Source organism: Citrobacter sp. CK185 (genome assembly GCF_030333565.1).
GTDB lineage: Bacteria > Pseudomonadota > Gammaproteobacteria > Enterobacterales > Enterobacteriaceae > Citrobacter_B > Citrobacter_B koseri.
Genome location: NZ_JAOWFR010000026.1, coordinates 1,016,046 through 1,032,999, shown reverse-complemented (window position 1 = coordinate 1,032,999; position 16,954 = coordinate 1,016,046). Strand labels below are relative to the sequence as shown.

14 protein-coding genes and 1 pseudogene are annotated in these 16,954 nt (G+C 53.8%); 9 read left to right on the top strand and 6 right to left on the bottom strand.

All coding sequences use genetic code 11. The features are described 5' to 3' along the window. Nucleotides 1-12 precede the first annotated feature (12 nt). Complete coding sequence (locus OGV79_RS19540; protein ID WP_200073627.1) at nt 13-1,248, bottom strand: ion channel protein; 1,236 nt, start codon at nt 1,246-1,248, stop codon at nt 13-15. Nucleotides 1,249-1,452: 204 nt separating this feature from the next. On the opposite strand from OGV79_RS19540, the gene glk reads away from it, so the two are divergent. The 6 genes from glk to ptsP all read left to right on the top strand — a co-directional run bounded on the left by glk (nt 1,453) and on the right by ptsP (nt 8,921). Next, entirely contained in the window at nt 1,453-2,418 is a 966-nt protein-coding gene (gene glk / locus OGV79_RS19535) for a glucokinase (protein ID WP_049011635.1), read from the top strand. Nucleotides 2,419-2,665: 247 nt separating this feature from the next. Next, nucleotides 2,666-2,992: a PTS fructose transporter subunit IIB gene (locus tag OGV79_RS19530; protein ID WP_047462211.1), complete on the top strand. Its 327-nt coding sequence runs from the start codon at nt 2,666-2,668 to the stop codon at nt 2,990-2,992. 20 nt (nt 2,993-3,012) lie between these two features. Next, nucleotides 3,013-4,260, top strand: a complete 1,248-nt coding sequence (locus OGV79_RS19525; protein WP_047462213.1) for a PTS fructose transporter subunit IIC — start codon at nt 3,013-3,015, stop codon at nt 4,258-4,260. Nucleotides 4,261-4,276: 16 nt separating this feature from the next. After that, on the top strand, nt 4,277-5,362 hold the full coding sequence (gene ypdF / locus OGV79_RS19520; protein ID WP_230010355.1) for an aminopeptidase: 1,086 nt from the start codon (nt 4,277-4,279) through the stop codon (nt 5,360-5,362). Next, on the top strand, nt 5,362-6,399 hold the full coding sequence (gene ypdE, locus OGV79_RS19515; protein WP_230010358.1) for an aminopeptidase: 1,038 nt from the start codon (nt 5,362-5,364) through the stop codon (nt 6,397-6,399). The genes ypdF and ypdE overlap by 1 nt, the downstream gene beginning before the upstream one ends. 26 nt (nt 6,400-6,425) lie before the next feature. After that, nucleotides 6,426-8,921 carry a phosphoenolpyruvate--protein phosphotransferase gene (ptsP, locus tag OGV79_RS19510; protein WP_230010361.1) on the top strand — a complete coding sequence of 832 codons (2,496 nt, stop codon included), beginning with the start codon at nt 6,426-6,428 and terminating at the stop codon, nt 8,919-8,921. A 95-nt stretch (nt 8,922-9,016) separates the two neighbouring features. Here ptsP and OGV79_RS19505 read toward each other — a convergent pair whose 3' ends face one another. Genes OGV79_RS19505 through ypdA form a run of 3 tightly spaced genes read right to left on the bottom strand, consistent with a single transcriptional unit; the run spans nt 9,017 to nt 12,335 of the window. Further along, entirely contained in the window at nt 9,017-9,874 is an 858-nt protein-coding gene (locus OGV79_RS19505; protein ID WP_012131402.1) for an AraC family transcriptional regulator, read from the bottom strand. A 14-nt stretch (nt 9,875-9,888) separates the two neighbouring features. Beyond that, a complete protein-coding gene (gene ypdB, locus OGV79_RS19500) occupies nt 9,889-10,623 on the bottom strand; it encodes a two-component system response regulator YpdB (protein ID WP_012131403.1) in 735 nt (244 codons plus the stop codon). 14 nt (nt 10,624-10,637) lie between these two features. Continuing rightward, the gene (gene ypdA, locus OGV79_RS19495) at nt 10,638-12,335 is read right to left on the bottom strand and encodes a two-component system sensor histidine kinase YpdA (RefSeq protein ID WP_096753865.1); all 1,698 of its coding nucleotides are present in this window, start codon (nt 12,333-12,335) and stop codon (nt 10,638-10,640) included. A gap of 389 nt (nt 12,336-12,724) precedes the next feature. Between ypdA and alaC the strand changes: the two genes are divergently transcribed. Further along, nucleotides 12,725-13,963, top strand: a complete 1,239-nt coding sequence (alaC, locus tag OGV79_RS19490; protein ID WP_114848267.1) for an alanine transaminase — start codon at nt 12,725-12,727, stop codon at nt 13,961-13,963. A 51-nt stretch (nt 13,964-14,014) separates the two neighbouring features. Here alaC and ypdK read toward each other — a convergent pair whose 3' ends face one another. Further along, a complete protein-coding gene (gene ypdK / locus OGV79_RS19485; protein ID WP_010723117.1) occupies nt 14,015-14,086 on the bottom strand; it encodes a membrane protein YpdK in 72 nt (23 codons plus the stop codon). Between the two features lie 378 nt (nt 14,087-14,464). Next, nucleotides 14,465-15,385, bottom strand: a complete 921-nt coding sequence (lpxP, locus tag OGV79_RS19480) for a kdo(2)-lipid IV(A) palmitoleoyltransferase (protein ID WP_101744049.1) — start codon at nt 15,383-15,385, stop codon at nt 14,465-14,467. Nucleotides 15,386-15,532: 147 nt separating this feature from the next. On the opposite strand from lpxP, the gene OGV79_RS19475 reads away from it, so the two are divergent. Both OGV79_RS19475 and OGV79_RS21650 read left to right on the top strand, forming a co-directional pair. Next, nucleotides 15,533-15,751: a hypothetical protein gene (locus OGV79_RS19475; protein WP_147293097.1), complete on the top strand. Its 219-nt coding sequence runs from the start codon at nt 15,533-15,535 to the stop codon at nt 15,749-15,751. Nucleotides 15,752-16,075: 324 nt separating this feature from the next. Next, nucleotides 16,076-16,699: pseudogene (locus OGV79_RS21650) on the top strand (hypothetical protein); the annotation flags it as partial. Nucleotides 16,700-16,954 lie beyond the last annotated feature (255 nt).

Below are 16,954 nucleotides of genomic sequence, written 5' to 3'. Positions count from 1 at the left end.
CGCGGTGGCCGGTTATCTGTCGTGGCGGTTGACGGCCATCATTGGCTTGCCTGCCAGCAGGAGCCAGGCGGGAAGCATAACGATGCACAACAGCGGAAGCAGGGTGGTGTCCGGTACGACGACTGCGGCCATAAACAGACTCAGCCAGCCGTCACGGGTTACGACCAGCATCAGCCCCAGAATCGCGCATGAGACGGTAATTGCCGCCGGAACCGCTTCAACATGCGCGTGCAGCATCAGACCCAGCGCCACGCCCACAAAGACCGCCGGGAAGATACGCCCGCCCCGGAAACCGCAGGCGGCGGCGATAACCAGCGCGCCCAGCTTAACGATCGCCAGCATAAAGTAGTCCGTGGCGCCCAGCGTCTGGCTGAACGCCAGCTGCTGCATCTCGTCCAGTCCTTTAAAGAGGGTCAGCGGCCCGCCCAATACGCCCAGAATCCCCAGCATAAAACCACCGATACCGAGAATAAGTACCGGATTTTTCAGACGATGCACCAACGTATGCAGACGTGGTAAACACCATACCGCCACCATACCCGCCGCAATCGCAATGGCTGCCACCACTGCGCCGCTGAAAATATCGCTCAGCCGCATTTGCGTGTAGTGCGCAATCGGCAAGGAGAAGTGCGGATGGAAGAACAGGCTGGTGGTTAACGATCCCGCGGCTGCCGCCATCAGCGGAGCGAACAGACGATCCCACAAGGGCGTATCGTCAGAGCTGTTCAGGGTTTGCGAGAAAATCAGCGCGGCGGCGACAGGGGTGCCGAACAGCGCGCCGATAGTGCCTGCGGAAGCCAGGATCGTCCAGTCCAGCGCCCCTATGCGTGGGAAAAGGCGAGCGCCGATAGCGACGGCCAGCGCGATATTCACCGCCATAATGGGATGCTCCGGCCCCAGGCTTACTCCACCTGCCAGGCCGAGAATGAGCGCGATCAGCAGGCCCGGAAGCGCGACAGGGTTCATCGGCGCTCCGATCAGCGGTTCGGTCGCCGGGTCCGGGCCCGCATGCCCAGGGCTGTAGCGGATGACAAGCCCGACCATGATCCCGGTAAACGTGAGCATGCCGATAATCCAGACGGGGGAATCATGGGCAATGCCCAGGCCGACGGGGATTTGCTCCCACAGCAGGCGCTGTAAAACGGAGGCGACTTTCATCACGGCGATCAATACCAGACTGGAGGCAATGCCAATAATGAGTGCGGGAAGCGATAATAACAGCATCGTTCTGGCTCGCGGATGGAGCATGATCTATTCCTTAATACTGAGTCATATGCTTAGTTTGCACAGCCTGCCCGACGGCATCGCTGCAAATGGTGCTGAAACGATAAAGTAATTATGTGATGCAGATCGATATTTTTGGGGAGCTCGCCTCTCGACCGTTGTTGTTATGCCCCCATGAATTTACAGTGTGGCAAAGATTTATTCTGACTTTAGCGGAGCAGTAGAAGAATGACAAAATATGCTTTAGTAGGTGATGTAGGCGGCACCAACGCGCGTCTTGCTCTGTGCGATATGACCAGCGGGGAGATTTCGCAGGCGAAAACCTATTCCGGGCTGGACTATCCGAGCCTCGAAGCCGTGGTGCGCGTGTATCTGGACGAGCATAGCGCCAGGGTGGAAGACGGCTGTATCGCTATCGCCTGCCCGATCACCGGTGACTGGGTGGCGATGACCAACCACACCTGGGCATTTTCTATTGCGGAGATGAAAAAGAATCTTGGCTTTAGCCATCTGGAAATCATCAACGATTTTACCGCCGTGTCGATGGCGATCCCGATGCTGCGCAAAGAGCATCTGATCCAGTTCGGCGGCGCGGAACCGGTTGCCGGCAAACCGATTGCCGTTTACGGCGCCGGAACCGGATTAGGGGTGGCGCACCTGGTTCATGTCGATAAACGCTGGATCAGCCTGCCGGGCGAGGGCGGTCACGTTGACTTCGCGCCGAACAGCGAAGAGGAAGGCATTATTCTCGAAGAACTGCGTGCGGAAATTGGTCACGTCTCCGCCGAGCGCGTGTTGTCGGGGCCTGGGCTGGTGAATCTGTATCGCGCTATCGTCAAATCTGATGGCCGTCTGCCGGAAAATCTGCAACCGAAAGATATTACCGAACGCGCGCTGGCGGATACCTGCATTGACTCTCGTCGTGCGCTGTCGCTGTTTTGCGTCATTATGGGCCGTTTTGGCGGTAATCTGGCGTTGACGCTGGGCACGTTTGGCGGCGTCTACATTGCGGGCGGCATCGTGCCGCGCTTCCTGGAGTTCTTTAAAGCCTCTGGCTTTCGTGGTGGGTTTGAAGACAAAGGCCGTTTCAAAGCCTACGTTCAGGATATTCCGGTTTACCTGATTGTGCATGATAATCCCGGTCTGCTCGGCTCCGGCGCGCATCTGCGCCAGACGTTAGGGCAAATTCTGTAATTGAAGATCGGCAGGCCTGATACGCGTTAGCGCCATCAGGCAGGGCATGACAGTCGTTGCCTGCATTATCCGGCCTTAAACCGCGTCACTGACGCGGTTTTTTTGTGCCTGTCACCGACCTTTCCGACGCCCGTCACATTTCTGTTTAACGGGATTATTTGTCCAGTAAAAGCATTATTTGTCTGATAACAATGCGCAGGCTCTCACCGCCATAATTTCTCTCGTTAACTATCTGGAGGAGTCTGTTATGGCGAAAAAACTCATTGCTGTTTGCGCATGCCCGATGGGGCTGGCCCACACATTTATGGCGGCTCAGGCGCTGGAAGAGGCGGCGGTTGAAGCGGGATACGAGGTGAAAATTGAAACCCAGGGGGCGGACGGCATCCAGAATCGCCTGACGGCGCAGGATATCGCTGAGGCGACGCTAATCATCCATTCCGTTGCCGTGACCCCCGAAGACAATGAACGGTTTGAGTCGCGCGATGTGTATGAAATTACGCTCCAGGACGCGATAAAAAACGCCGCCGGTATCATTAAAGAAATCGAAGAGATGATTGCGGCAGAGCAACAATAATTTTCGACAGGGATACACATATGGCCATTAAAAAACGCAGTGCAACCGTTGTGCCTGGCGCATCCGGTGCGGCAGCGGCAATAAAAACCCCTCCGGCCTCCCGTAACAGCTTCTGGGGCGAACTTCCGCAGCACGTCATGTCGGGTATTTCGCGCATGGTGCCCACGTTAATCATGGGTGGGGTGATTCTCGCTTTCAGCCAGCTGATTGCCTATAGCTGGCTGAAAATTCCCGCAGATACCGGCATTATGGATGCGCTGAATAGCGGAAAATTCGACGGTTTTAACCTCTCATTACTGAAATTCGCCTGGCTATCGCAATCCTTTGGCGGCGTGTTGTTTGGCTTTGCGATTCCAATGTTCGCGGCGTTTGTCGCTAACTCTATCGGCGGTAAGCTGGCCTTTCCCGCAGGATTCATCGGCGGCTTAATGTCCACCCAGCCAACCCAGATACTGAATTTTGACCCGGCCAGCCTGCAATGGGTAACGACCGCGCCCGTACCGTCAACGTTCATCGGGGCGCTGATTATCTCGATTGTCGCGGGCTATCTGGTGAAGTGGATGAATCAAAAAATCCAGTTGCCTGATTTCTTACTGGCCTTCAAAACCACCTTTTTGCTGCCCATTTTGTCCGCCATTTTTGTGATGCTAGCGATGTACTACGTGATCACGCCGTTTGGCGGATGGATCAACGGCGGTATCCGCACGCTACTGACGGCGGCGGGTGAAAAAGGAACGCTGATGTATGCAATGGGGATCTCAGCGGCAACGGCAATTGACCTCGGCGGCCCGATTAACAAGGCCGCAGGATTTGTCGCTTTTAGTTTCACTACCGATCACGTTTTACCCGTCACCGCGCGTTCTATCGCGATTGTGATCCCGCCGATTGGTCTGGGGCTGGCAACGATTCTCGATCGTCGCTTAACCGGTAAACGCCTGTTTAACGCGCAACTGTATCCGCAAGGCAAAACCGCGATGTTCCTGGCGTTTATGGGGATCAGCGAGGGGGCGATTCCTTTCGCGCTGGAAAGCCCGATCACGGCAATCCCTTCGTATATGGTGGGCGCGATTGTCGGCTCGACAACCGCCGTCTGGCTGGGCGCCGTGCAGTGGTTCCCTGAGTCTGCGATTTGGGCATGGCCGCTGGTGAGCAATCTTGGCGTCTATATGGCGGGGATCGTGTTAGGGGCGGTGATCACGGCGCTGATGGTCGTTTTCCTGCGTCACATGATGTATCGCAGAGGCAAACTGCTGATTGAAAGCCTCTGAAAAAAGGACTGACATCATGACGTTACGTGCATCGCTTCGCCAGTGGCTGGTGGAACAACGCCTGGATGCGGTATTGATTTCATCCCGGCAGAACAAGCAACCGCATTTGGGGATTTCCAGCAGCGCCGGGTTTGTTTTTATCACGCATAAAAGCGCGCATCTGCTGGTGGATGGCCGCTATTACGCTGACGTTGAAGCGCGTGCGCATGGCGATCAACTGCATCTGTTGGCCGGGTCGCAGACGCTGACTTCCATTGTGAACCAGATAATCGACGACGAGCAATTGCAGGTCATTGGTTTTGAAGGCGCGCAGGTGAGTTGGGATTGCGCGCAACGCTGGCAGGAAAGGCTGCGGGCGAAGCTGGTGAGCGCGTCGCCGGACGCGCTGCGACAGATCAAAACGGCACAGGAAATAGCGTTGATACGTGAGGCCTGCCGGATTGCCGATTGCAGCGCGGAGCATATCCGCCGTTTTATTCGCCCCGGCCTTCGCGAACGAGAAATTGCCGCGGAGCTGGAGTGGTTTATGCGCCAGCAGGGGGCGGAAAAAGCCTCTTTTGACACCATCGTCGCCAGCGGCTGGCGTGGGGCGTTACCCCACGGTAAAGCCAGCGAAAAAATCGTCGCGGCGGGTGAATTTATTACCCTGGATTTTGGGGCGCAATATCAGGGGTATTGTTCGGATATGACGCGAACATTCCTCGTGAACGGGCAGGATGCGCCCGTCGCATCTCATCCGCTGTTCGCCGTTTACCAGACGGTTCTTGAGGCGCAGCAGGCGGCGATTGCCGCCATTCGTCCGGGCGTGTGCTGCCAGGCGGTGGATGCTGCGGCTCGTCGGGTGATTGAGGCGGCGGGCTATGGCGATTATTTTGGCCACAACACCGGGCACGCTATCGGCATTGAGGTGCATGAAGCGCCGCGCTTTTCACCAACGGATACCACCCGACTTGCCGCAGGTATGTTGCTGACCGTAGAGCCGGGCATTTACCTGCCGGGGCAGGGCGGCGTGCGTATTGAAGATGTCGTACTGGTCACGGAAGACGGCGTGGAAGTGCTCTACACGATGCCGAAAACAGTATTGCTCACGGGAGAAGCATAATGGATTTATCGCTGTTAAAAGCCCTGAGCGAGGCGGATGCCATTGCCTCCTCAGAGCAGGAAGTGCGCCAGATCTTACTGGAGGAAGCGGATCGTCTGCACAAAGAGGTGCGCTTTGACGGGCTGGGATCGGTGCTGATCCGTCTTAATGAGTCCGATGGGCCGAAAGTGATGATCTGCGCGCACATGGATGAGGTGGGGTTTATTGTGCGCAGTATCTCGTCGGAAGGGGCGATCGATGTGTTGCCGGTCGGCAACGTGCGTATGGCGGCCCGCCAGCTCCAGCCCGTGCGTATTACCACGCGGGAAGACAGTAAAATTCCCGGTTTGCTGGATGGCGAGCGTAATGGAAATGAGGTTGGCGCCTTGCGGGTCGATATTGGCGCACGCTCATATGATGAGGTGATCCAGGCGGGCGTTCGACCTGGCGATCGCGTCACTTTTGACTCTGCGTTTCAGGTGCTGCCACACCAGCGGGTAATGGGGAAAGCGTTTGATGACCGACTGGGGTGCTACTTGTTGATCATGCTGCTGCGTGAATGGCATGACGCAGCGCTGCCCGCCGAGGTCTGGCTGGTAGCCAGCTCCAGCGAAGAGGTCGGATTACGCGGCGGGCAAACGGCCGCTCGCGCGGTTGCTCCCGATATCGCTATCGTGCTGGACACCGCCTGCTGGGCGAAAAACTTTGATTATGGCGCGGCGAATCATCGGCAGATCGGTAAAGGGCCGATGCTGGTGCTTGCCGATAAGTCGCTTATCGCGTCGCCCAAACTGACCGCCTGGGTTGAAAGCGTCGCCAGTGACTCCGGTCTGCCGCTGCAACTGGATATGTTCAGTAATGGAGGGACGGATGGCGGAGCGGTGCATTTGACCGGGACGGGAACCCCGACGGTGGTTATTGGGCCCGCCACGCGTCACGGGCATTGCGCCGCGTCCATTGCGGATTGCCGCGACATTATCCACACGCAGCAACTTTTATCGGCACTTATTACCCGTCTTACGCGTGAGACCGTCGTTCATCTTACGGATTTCAGATGAGCGTCTTGCGTTAATCAGGAGTTGTTATGTTAACGATTCAATTTCTTTGCCCGTTGCCAAATGGCCTGCATGCGCGTCCGGCGTGGGAACTGAAAGAGCAGTGCAGCCAGTGGCAAAGCGAGGTGACGTTTATTAACCATCGCCAGAATGCGCGCGCGGATGCGAAAAGCTCGCTGGCGCTGATCGGCACCGGAACGCTGTTTAACGACAGTTGCAGTCTGAACATTAGCGGCAGTGATGAAGAGCAGGCCAGGCGTTCTCTGGAGACCTATCTCCAGCACCGGTTTATCGACAGTGACAGCGTTCAGCCGACCTCTGCGGAACTGGCGGCGCATCCGTTGCCGCGCTCGCTGGTTCGACTGAATCCCGATTTACTGTATGGCGCGGTATTGGCTAACGGCGTCGGCGCTGGCGCGCTCACGTTGTGGCAAAACGACAATCTGGAGGCGTATCGCGCAATTCCGGCCAGCGCGGAAGACAGCACCCGGCTCGAACATAGCCTGGCGACGCTGGCGGAGCAGCTTAATCAACAGCTTCGCGAACGTGACGGTGAAAGTAAAACGATCCTTAGCGCCCATCTGTCGCTGATCCAGGATGACGAGTTTGCAGGAAACATTCGTCGCCTGATGGACGAGCAGCACAAGGGGCTGGGCGCGGCGATTATCGCCAATATGGAGCAGGTGTGCGACAAGCTGTCGTCCTCCGCAAGCGACTACTTACGCGAGCGGGTAAGCGATATTCGTGATATTAGCGAACAGTTGCTGCATATCACCTGGCCGGAACGATGCCCGCGTAATACGTTGATTCTTGAACAGCCGACCATTCTGGTGGCGGAAGATCTGACGCCAAGCCAGTTCCTGAGCCTCGATTTGCAGCACCTGTCCGGCATGATTCTGGAGAAAACCGGCAGAACGTCGCACACGCTGATTCTGGCGCGCGCATCCGCGATTCCGGTGCTCAGCGGGCTGCCCCTGGACGCGCTCGGTCGCTACGCCGGGCAACCTGCGGTGCTGGATGCCCAGTGCGGCGTGCTGGCGATTAACCCGAACGTCGCCGTCTGCGGCTATTACGCCATTGCGCAGCAACTGGCGGATAAGCGTCAACAGCAACAGGCGAGAGAAGCGTCTTTGCCTGCTTTCTCCCGGGATAATCAGCGTCTTGATATCGCCGCCAATATTGGTACGGCGCTGGAAGCGCCGGGCGCGTTTGCCAATGGCGCGGAAGGCATCGGTCTGTTTCGCACCGAAATGTTGTTTATGGATCGCGACAGCGCCCCTGACGAACAGGAACAGTTTGAGGCCTACCAGCAGGTATTGCTGGCAGCGGGAGAGAAGCCGGTTATTTTTCGCACGATGGACATTGGCGGCGATAAAAATATTCGCTATCTCAATATCCCGCAGGAAGAGAACCCTTTCCTCGGCTATCGCGCCGTGCGTATTTATCCTGAGTTTGCCGGGCTGTTTCGCACGCAGCTTCGCGCTATTTTGCGTGCGGCAACCTTTGGTCATGCGCAACTGATGATCCCGATGGTGCACAGTCTTGATCAGATCCTGTGGGTTAAAAGCGAGCTGCAAAAAGCGATCGTGGAACTCAAAAGAGACGGGCTGCGCCATGCTGCAACGATCCCGCTGGGGATTATGGTGGAAGTTCCGTCGGTCTGTTACATCATCGATCACTTCTGCGATGAGGTGGATTTCTTTAGCATCGGCTCGAACGATATGACCCAGTATCTGTATGCCGTCGATCGTAATAATCCGCGCGTCTCGCCGCTGTATAACCCGATTACGCCGTCATTCCTGCGCATGTTGCAGCAGATCGTCCACGCGGCGCATCAGCACGGGAAATGGGTGGGGATTTGCGGCGAGCTGGGCGGTGAAAGCCGGTATTTACCGCTGCTGCTGGGGTTGGAACTGGATGAATTAAGCATGAGCAGCCCGCGAATCCCTGGCGTGAAAAGCCAGTTGCGGCAGATGGACAGCCAGGCGTGCCGGGCGCTTGCGGCGCAGGCCTGTGAGTGTCGTAGCGCAGAGGAGATTGAAACGCTGTTGAATCAGTTTGCGCCGCAAAAAGACGTGCGTCCGCTGCTGGCGCTGGAAAATATCTTTGTGGGCGAATCATTGAGCAACAAAGAGCAGGTGATCCAGTTTCTTTGCGGCAATCTCGGCGTAAACGGGCGTACTGAGCATCCGTTTGAGCTGGAAGAGGATGTCTGGCAACGCGAGGAGATTGTCACGACTGCCGTTGGTTTTGGCGTGGCGATCCCGCATACCAAATCACAGTGGATACGCCATTCCAGCATCAGCATTGCGCGGCTGGCGCGCCCTGTTGACTGGCAGTCGGAGATGGGCGAGGTTGAGCTGGTGATTATGTTGACGCTGGGCGCTGATGAAGGGATTAACCATGTGAAAGTCTTTTCGCAGCTGGCGCGTAAGCTGGTGAATAAAAACTTCCGTCAGTCGCTGTTCGCCGCTCAGGATGCCGAAAGTCTTCTGGCGCTGCTGGAGGCGGAACTGACGTTTTGAATCTGCGTGTCTGAGTGAATGCCCGGTGGCGCTTCGCTTACCGGGCCTACGTGTACGCCCAATTATTCGTTTTACGTGTACGCCGCATCCGGCGGTTAACCCTGAAAACGCGCGCTGTACTCTCCCGGCGTCAGGCCAAACTGCCGACGAAACAGGCGGCAAAAATAGTCGCTGTCGTGATATCCGCAACGTTCCGCCACCTCGCTAATCGACAGATGGTACTTCTGCAAAATGATGCGCGCCTTCGCCATTCGCACCCAGCGAACATACTCGACAAAACTCATGGTGCCGTGCTGGGTGAACAGTTTTGATAAGTGATTCGGCGTGATATTGAAAAACTGCGCCACGCTTTCCCGCGTCAGCGGCCGGGCGTAGTTGTCCTGCACCCAGTTGCACATACTGTGATAGAGAAATTCCGAGCGCGGGCGGCGTGAGTCCGGGCGAGTATTGACCACGCTACGGCACAGATGCAGCAGGCTGAGAACCAGAGGCTGAATAATATCCTGCGCCTGAGGCGAGCGGCTCAGGTGGGTCAGAGCCGTGAGCATGGCTTCCCCTTCGCCGCGCTGCTGGTGCGCTAACTCAATGCGTCGCACCGGGCGTAACAGAGAAGCGGTACGGTTATCGTAAAACGATAATCCTAACCAGGCCGGGGCAAACACCAGACTTAACAGCATCACCGGTTTATCGCTACCGGGCAGGTTTGCCGCCCTGGCGGGGATAAACAGCATCTCCCCCTCCGTCAGGGCGTGCTGTTTTTTTTCGAGCAGGTTACCGTATTCTCCGCGCAATACGATGTCGAGACGCGGTAAATCAATACACAGGCTGCCTGTGGGGAGAGCGGTATGTTGCGTGGCAAACCAGACGCGTCCCAGTCGCTGCGGGTTTAACACCAGGCCGCTGAACAGATCGGCAAAAAACTGTTGGTCTGCGGGCAAGCCTGGTTCTTTCATCACCTAATCCTGCGTCATAAATGCATTAACTGCCTGAACTCTTTCACTTTACTCCGACTGACCGGGATTTCAAATTCCAGATCTTTGAGCCGCAGGATGTACGTGTTGTTAAACCAGGGTTCGATTTCGCGGATCTTGTTCAAATTCACACAAAACGAGCGGTGGCAGCGAAAGAAATGCGACGCTGGCAGTTTGCTGCAAAACTCGGTGATATTCATCGGCATAACATACGATTCCCGCCGCGTGTAGACAAACGTCATCTTTTCATGCGCTTCGGCGTAATAGATATCGTTGATCGGCGTGACGATAATGCGTTCGTCTTTGATCAGATTGATGGTGTCGTTTTCACGGGCGACAGGGCTGCCGGGAACGGCGACGACCTGCTGCTGTTGCCAGGCGGCCTCCAGTTTTTGCAGCATCCCCACGATGCGTGATTCCTGGTACGGCTTCAGTATGTAGTCAAATGCTTCCAGTTCAAACGCCTCTACCGCGTGCTCTTTCCATGCGGTAATAAACACAATAAACGGCTTATGGGCAAACTGGCTGATGTTTTGCGCCAGCAGTACGCCATCCAGCGAGGGAATATTGATGTCCAGAAAAATGGCGTCAACGCGGTTATGCTGTAGAAATTTGAGCACGTCCAGACCGTCGTCAAACGTACCGACAATCTCCATCTGGCTATGCTCTTTTATCAGCCAGCTTAATTCTTGCTGGGCCAGGAATTCATCTTCAACGATGATGACTTTCACTACTCATCTCCGGGTTAAAGCAATAACGTTGCCGGTGCGGCGGCAGGGGAGCGCTGATTGGGTACATAAAAGGCGATTTCGGTGCCCGGTTCCAGACGGCGGATGTGCAGCCCTTCACCGTATAACAGCTTAACGCGATGATGGACATTCAGCAGGCCGATTTTATTTCCCGGCATTTCATTCGCCTCCACCCGCTCAATTACTTTAGGATCAATACCGTGGCCGGTATCCCTGACGGTGATTCGCACACGATTGCCGCATTCGGCGACGCTGATGGTCACTACGCCTTTTCCTTTACAGGGCTGAATGCCGTGGACGATTGCATTCTCTACCAGCGGCTGAATAAGCAGGCTGGGAATGTAGCAGTTCACCTCTTCATCAATATCATAAATGACGGTCAGCTTGTCGCCAAAACGAGCCTGCTCAATGGCGATGTAGTCCTTGATTTGATACAGCTCCTTTTTGATATCAATTTGCTCATCATCTTTTAATTCAATGTTATAGCGAAGATAGCGTGACAGATTAAAAATGAGCTGGCGTGCGGTGTCCGGGTTGAGTCGAATGGATGATGAAATGGCGTTCAGCGCATTAAACAGGAAATGGGGATTAATTTTACTTTGCAGCGCTCGCAGTTCTGCCTTATTTGCCATTTCCCGCAGTTGCTCCGCGCGGGACACTTCCAGTTGGGTGGAGATAATCTGCGACAGGCCGATCGCCATCTCTTGCAGGGAAGAGGTGATCTGATGCGCGTGGCAGTAGTAGATTTTTAGCGTCCCGGTCACTACGCCTTTTTCCCATAATGGGATGACCAGCATTGAGTGTATTTCCGGCGTGCGGTGCGCTTCATCATTGTTTTTAATGATGATTTTCCCGTAATTGATGGCCTGTTGCGTGGTCGGGCTGACAAAATCATCGTTATTGCGGTAGTTGGTTTCCCCCACGCCGACATAGGCCAGAACGTGTTCGGTATTGGTGATTGCTACCGCGTCGGCATGGATATCATGACGGATGATTTCGCACACCTGGCGGAGTGATTCGCTGTTGACCTGGCGAAAGAGCGGCAACGTTTTGTTGGCGATATCCAGCGCCAGCTTGGCCTGCCGCGCGGCGCTGGCCTCTTTCTCGCCCTCCACGCTTTGAACCAGCAGCACGATAAAACCGATACATACGCTGCCGAGGATCATCGGGATACCGATTTTGGACACGATATCTACGCCCAGCGCGATGGTCGGCGCCCAGACAATGACCAGAATCATGGTCAAGGTTTCACAAAGCATCCCGCCCAAAATACCCACGCGCCAGTGCTGTGCTTTTGGGATTTTCCGGTTTATCCAGCCCGCGATACATCCCGCCAGAATACTGGTGATAAAACACGGTACGGCAGTGACCCCGCCAATATCAATAAGGTAGCGGTGAATACCGGCGATCACACCCGTAATGATCCCGACCCACGGGCCAAACAAAATGCCCCCGGACATCACGGCGATGATGCGAACATTCACCAGCGAGCCTTCGACCGGCACGCCGGACCAGGTGCTGAACAGGGCGAACATCGAGAAAATTGCGGTAACGGCGAGCAGCTCTTTTGGGGAGTGCGCTGACTTATGCAACAGTTCGCGAAACAGGCGGATACGGATGAGGAAAAACAGACAGAACAGCATTAGCGCTGCCCGGTCAAATACCGCCAGCAGCATGTTGAATATTTCGTGCACGGGTGACTCTTGTGACTGGGTTAAACCACTATGATAGGTAACCCGCACCCATATGACCAGCCCGCTGATGCGGCGCTGTTAATGAGGAAAAACCATAATATTAAAAGGGGATTGATCTTTTGTTAGAGAAATGACAAGACCTCACCAGGATGAGGAACGCCTTAAGGTAATTTTATTGATATCAAAATGTTAATTAATTGATGGTTGTTATGGGCGGTATTTTGCTGAATATTCCCGTTTTCTTTTTAGTATTCCCCTTTTAAGCCGATGAAAAATATTTTCGTTTGCCTCTCGACAGGAGGATTTTTTTCAGGCTATTTTCTAAGCATGCCACGGTCGTGGCAGCGTCGCTCGGACGGTCCGGGCGCTAACGTGAATCTGAGGATACTATGGCTGATACCCGCCCTGAACGTCGCTTTACGCGTATTGATCGTCTCCCTCCCTACGTTTTTAACATTACCGCTGAGCTGAAGATGGCTGCGCGTCGGCGCGGCGAAGATATTATCGACTTCAGCATGGGGAACCCGGATGGGGCAACGCCTCCTCATATCGTCGAGAAACTCTGTACGGTGGCTCAACGCCCGGATACGCATGGTTACTCGACCTCACGCGGTATCCCGCGTTTACGCCGGGCGATCTCCCGCTGGTATCAGGAACGTTACGACGTGGATATCGATCCAGAAACGGAAGCGATCGTCACTATTGGTTCGAAAGAAGGGTTAGCGCACCTGATGCTGGCAACCCTCGATCATGGCGATACCGTGCTGGTGCCGAACCCCAGTTATCCCATCCATATTTATGGCGCCGTCATCGCCGGCGCGCAGGTGCGTTCGGTTCCGCTGGTGGAAGGCGTGGATTTCTTCAACGAGCTGGAACGCGCGATCCGTGAAAGCTACCCGAAACCGAAGATGATGATTCTTGGTTTCCCCTCCAACCCGACGGCACAGTGCGTTGAGTTAGAATTCTTCGAAAAAGTGGTTGCGCTGGCCAAACGCTACGACGTGCTGGTGGTTCACGATCTGGCCTATGCCGATATCGTATATGACGGCTGGAAAGCGCCGTCAATTATGCAGGTGCCGGGCGCGCGCGACGTGGCGGTGGAGTTTTTCACCCTGTCAAAAAGTTACAACATGGCGGGCTGGCGCATTGGCTTTATGGTGGGCAACCAGACGTTAGTCAGTGCGCTGTCGCGGATTAAGAGCTACCACGATTACGGAACCTTCACGCCGTTACAGGTGGCGGCGATTGCCGCGCTGGAAGGCGATCAACAGTGCGTGCGTGATATCGCTGAGCAGTATAAACGTCGCCGTGACGTACTGGTGAAAGGCTTGCATGAAGCCGGATGGATGGTCGAAATGCCAAAAGCCTCGATGTATGTCTGGGCAAAAATACCGGAGCAGTACGCGGCAATGGGGTCGCTGGAATTTGCGAAAAAGCTGCTCAACGACGCCAAAGTGTGCGTGTCGCCGGGGATCGGTTTCGGCGACTACGGCGACACCCATGTGCGTTTCGCGCTGATAGAAAACCGGGATCGTATACGTCAGGCGATCAGAGGCATTAAGACCATGTTCCGCGCAGACGGTCTGCTGCCTGTGGGGGCGAAATCGGTAACAGAAGGTACCGAGTAGAAAAGCAAACAGGAGCCATCTGGCTCCTGTTTTTTGCTGCATCTTCTCAATTTAGATCATCAGGGCAAAAGTACCGGCCCAAACGATGACCATAAATGAAATGCCCATAAAGAAATATTTCACGTTTCATCTCTCCGCGTCGCTTTAAGCACGCCTAAATGAACTTAAATTTACCTGTGTATAGAGAGCTGGTGCCCGCCAGAATGAGATTGAGAATGTTCTCCGTCTTTCTTGTGGCATCACCTCAGAATTCTGTGCGTTATTGCTCCAGACGGCGCTAATGTACGCCTAAAAATGAGGCGAGACAAGAGGCATTTTTTTATTTACTTTTAGTAACTTACAACTGTCGTGATTCGGCGACAGTTTAATTTCTGACGGTAATAAATTGCTATTCAGCGACGCTATTGCTGTTCAGAAAAAGTCACATAAAAACCAGATGGTTAACAGGGATATTGGAAGGAAAGATAGCGCCGGGCAATAAAAAAGGCCTTGCGGCCTTTTTTAAACATACAACGATGCTTCCCCTAAAGGGCGCGTTTTGAAACGACGATGAATCCAGAGATATTGCTCAGGTGCGCGCATAATCTCTTTCTCAATAATCTTGTTCATATAGGCTGCCGCCTGGTTCTCTTCTTCCGGGTAGCCTTCCATTTCTGGCGTGATGTACAGACGATAACCTGAGTTATCACCTTTTCTGATCATGGTGACGGTCAGCATCGCTGCGCCGGAAAGGCGGGATAACACATAGGTGCCGTTAGTCGTTGCGACGTCTTTGACCGCGAAGAAGGGGGCAAATGAACTGCCTTTACGGCCGTAATCCTGATCCGGGGCGAACCATACGGCTTCACCTTTTTTCAGCGCGCCGACGATGCCGCGCAGATTGTTGCGCCCAATCATCGCTTTATTTGAACGCATGCGACCCCGCGTCTGAACCCACTCCATCAGCGAGTTATTGTGCGGGCGGTATGTCGCCATCATCGGCTGGCACAGCCCCATGACCCGACCGCCTAATTCCAGCGACATAAAGTGGACGCCAACGACCATCACACCGCGTTTTTGCGCTTGCGCCTGCATGAGGTTATCCAGACCGTCCACATCAAACCATTTACGTACCCGCTTATCAGGCCAGAACCACGCCATACCCGTTTCAATAAGTGCCATACCGAGGGAGTGGAAGTTCTCCACTATCATCTTTTCCCTTTCTTCCGGCATCAGATTGGGGAAGCAAAGCTCAAGATTCTTACGGGCGATGGATTCGCGACGTTTCAGAAAGGGACGGGCAAGTCTGCCGGTTCGCGTACCCAGGAAGCGTAAAACGGGGTAGGGAAGCAGCACCAGTAACCAGAGTACAGTAAGACCAAACCAGGTAAGCCAGTAGCGCGGGTGCAGTAACGCACGAGAAAATTTGCATTGTGGGAACATAAATACCCTCTGTTGATACGAACAATATGTATCGCAGAAGATTCATTGTCCGCAGCGGTACACTCACGATAGTTAGGCCATCATGTACGACAATGGTTCCTGTAAAGAGTGTAAAGCTTAGTCAGGACAAAACCACGAGGGGCATGAATGCTTGGACAACTAATGTACCACCGGGGGATTAATATCAGCCAGAAATTATTAATTAAGATGCGTAAATATTTTTTGATGGGGGTGAAGGATGACGCGAATGTGCTGCTTGTCATGGCATTACCCACATCACACAGTCTGAAATATCAGGTACTGACACTGCATTTCTACTCTTCCTCTTATTTTATTCATTTTTCTGTTTTTCATGCTGAAATATAAGGTTTTTTTATTGATATTTTTTAAATTTCCGATCGCCGGTGACGATCGATCTATGTATTTTTGATTGTTATTTCCTATTGAAATTATGATATTGATCGTTTTTGTCGATCTAATTGATATTTTGTATAATAATAGTACTCCTCTGAGTAGGGGTTTGTTTCTGCTTCGCAGCTTAACTGACTTTTATTCTGGTTACGGCTTTTACATCTGCGTCATAGCCCAGGTATTACCTGGGGTGGATGAGCTCCCGTCAGCGTAGCTCGTATCCTGCTATAGCAGAGTTTAAGTATTCATGATTAACCGTGAGCTTAAAGTTGGTCTCTTATGCAACTGAGTAAAGTGTTTCTTGCTGTTGTTTCTGCGTTATGCGCAACAAACGCGGTGGCGACAAATATCAACAATAATCAGGAAAGCACAATTGATTATTTATGGAGTGATACCTCTCCCACGAATGTAGGATATGAAACTAACGGTATCCTGAATATTATTCGTGGTGGTGAAGTACAAACTGATTTATTAAAGATTGGCAGAGCCGGTTCCAACGGAATCGTAAATGTTGTCGATGGTGGAAAATTGACAATCAGGGCTTCCAGTTATTCTTATCCTTTGGATATTGGCGGTACAACAGATGTTTCCAGTACTCAAAGCAAGGGGGGGACTGGTACGCTCAATGTTTCTGGTGAGGGGAGTATCGTTACTGTATCTGTGGGAACCAGTGCCATGCAGGTTGGCGCTGGCGCCGGAAGTGGTGTACTGAATATCACTGATGGCGGTAAATTTTATCATGAAGATCCGAGCATATCATTCGGTGGAATATGGATTGGTGGACGAAGAGCAACATCTGCGGAGACTTTTGGCATCGTTAATGTTGACGGTAAAGGAAGTGAGCTCAGGACTGCCAGTCGAATTATTGTTGGAACATATGGCTCTGGAAGCCTCATCACATCGAATGGCGGGGTTACTCGCGCCGAAGCTAATATTCAGGTAGGAAACCAGGCGGAAACGAAGGTCTACGATAACCTGCTTAAAGTTGATGGAACGGATTCAATAGTCTCTGCGGGGGGCATATTAACCGTTGGACTTGCTGGAAGAGGAACCGCGGTTGCTTCCGATAACGGAACGTTGAACGCTCCGGAAATCCGTATTGCGAACAGTGCAGGTTCTTTAGGGGAATTAGCAACCGGCGCCAGAGCCGGCGAGAAT

Excerpts from the sequence above, each read along its gene's own strand:
- OGV79_RS19530 (WP_047462211.1), top strand. The coding sequence starts at position 2,666 with ATGGCGAAAAAACTCATTGCTGTTTGCGCATGCCCGATGGGGCTGGCC.
- alaC (WP_114848267.1), top strand. The coding sequence starts at position 12,725 with ATGGCTGATACCCGCCCTGAACGTCGCTTTACGCGTATTGATCGTCTC.
- glk (WP_049011635.1), top strand. The coding sequence starts at position 1,453 with ATGACAAAATATGCTTTAGTAGGTGATGTAGGCGGCACCAACGCGCGT.
- OGV79_RS19475 (WP_147293097.1), top strand. The coding sequence starts at position 15,533 with ATGCTTGGACAACTAATGTACCACCGGGGGATTAATATCAGCCAGAAA.
- OGV79_RS19540 (WP_200073627.1), bottom strand. The coding sequence starts at position 1,248 with ATGCTCCATCCGCGAGCCAGAACGATGCTGTTATTATCGCTTCCCGCA.
- OGV79_RS19505 (WP_012131402.1), bottom strand. The coding sequence starts at position 9,874 with ATGAAAGAACCAGGCTTGCCCGCAGACCAACAGTTTTTTGCCGATCTG.
- ypdF (WP_230010355.1), top strand. The coding sequence starts at position 4,277 with ATGACGTTACGTGCATCGCTTCGCCAGTGGCTGGTGGAACAACGCCTG.
- OGV79_RS19525 (WP_047462213.1), top strand. The coding sequence starts at position 3,013 with ATGGCCATTAAAAAACGCAGTGCAACCGTTGTGCCTGGCGCATCCGGT.
- ptsP (WP_230010361.1), top strand. The coding sequence starts at position 6,426 with ATGTTAACGATTCAATTTCTTTGCCCGTTGCCAAATGGCCTGCATGCG.
- ypdE (WP_230010358.1), top strand. The coding sequence starts at position 5,362 with ATGGATTTATCGCTGTTAAAAGCCCTGAGCGAGGCGGATGCCATTGCC.
- lpxP (WP_101744049.1), bottom strand. The coding sequence starts at position 15,385 with ATGTTCCCACAATGCAAATTTTCTCGTGCGTTACTGCACCCGCGCTAC.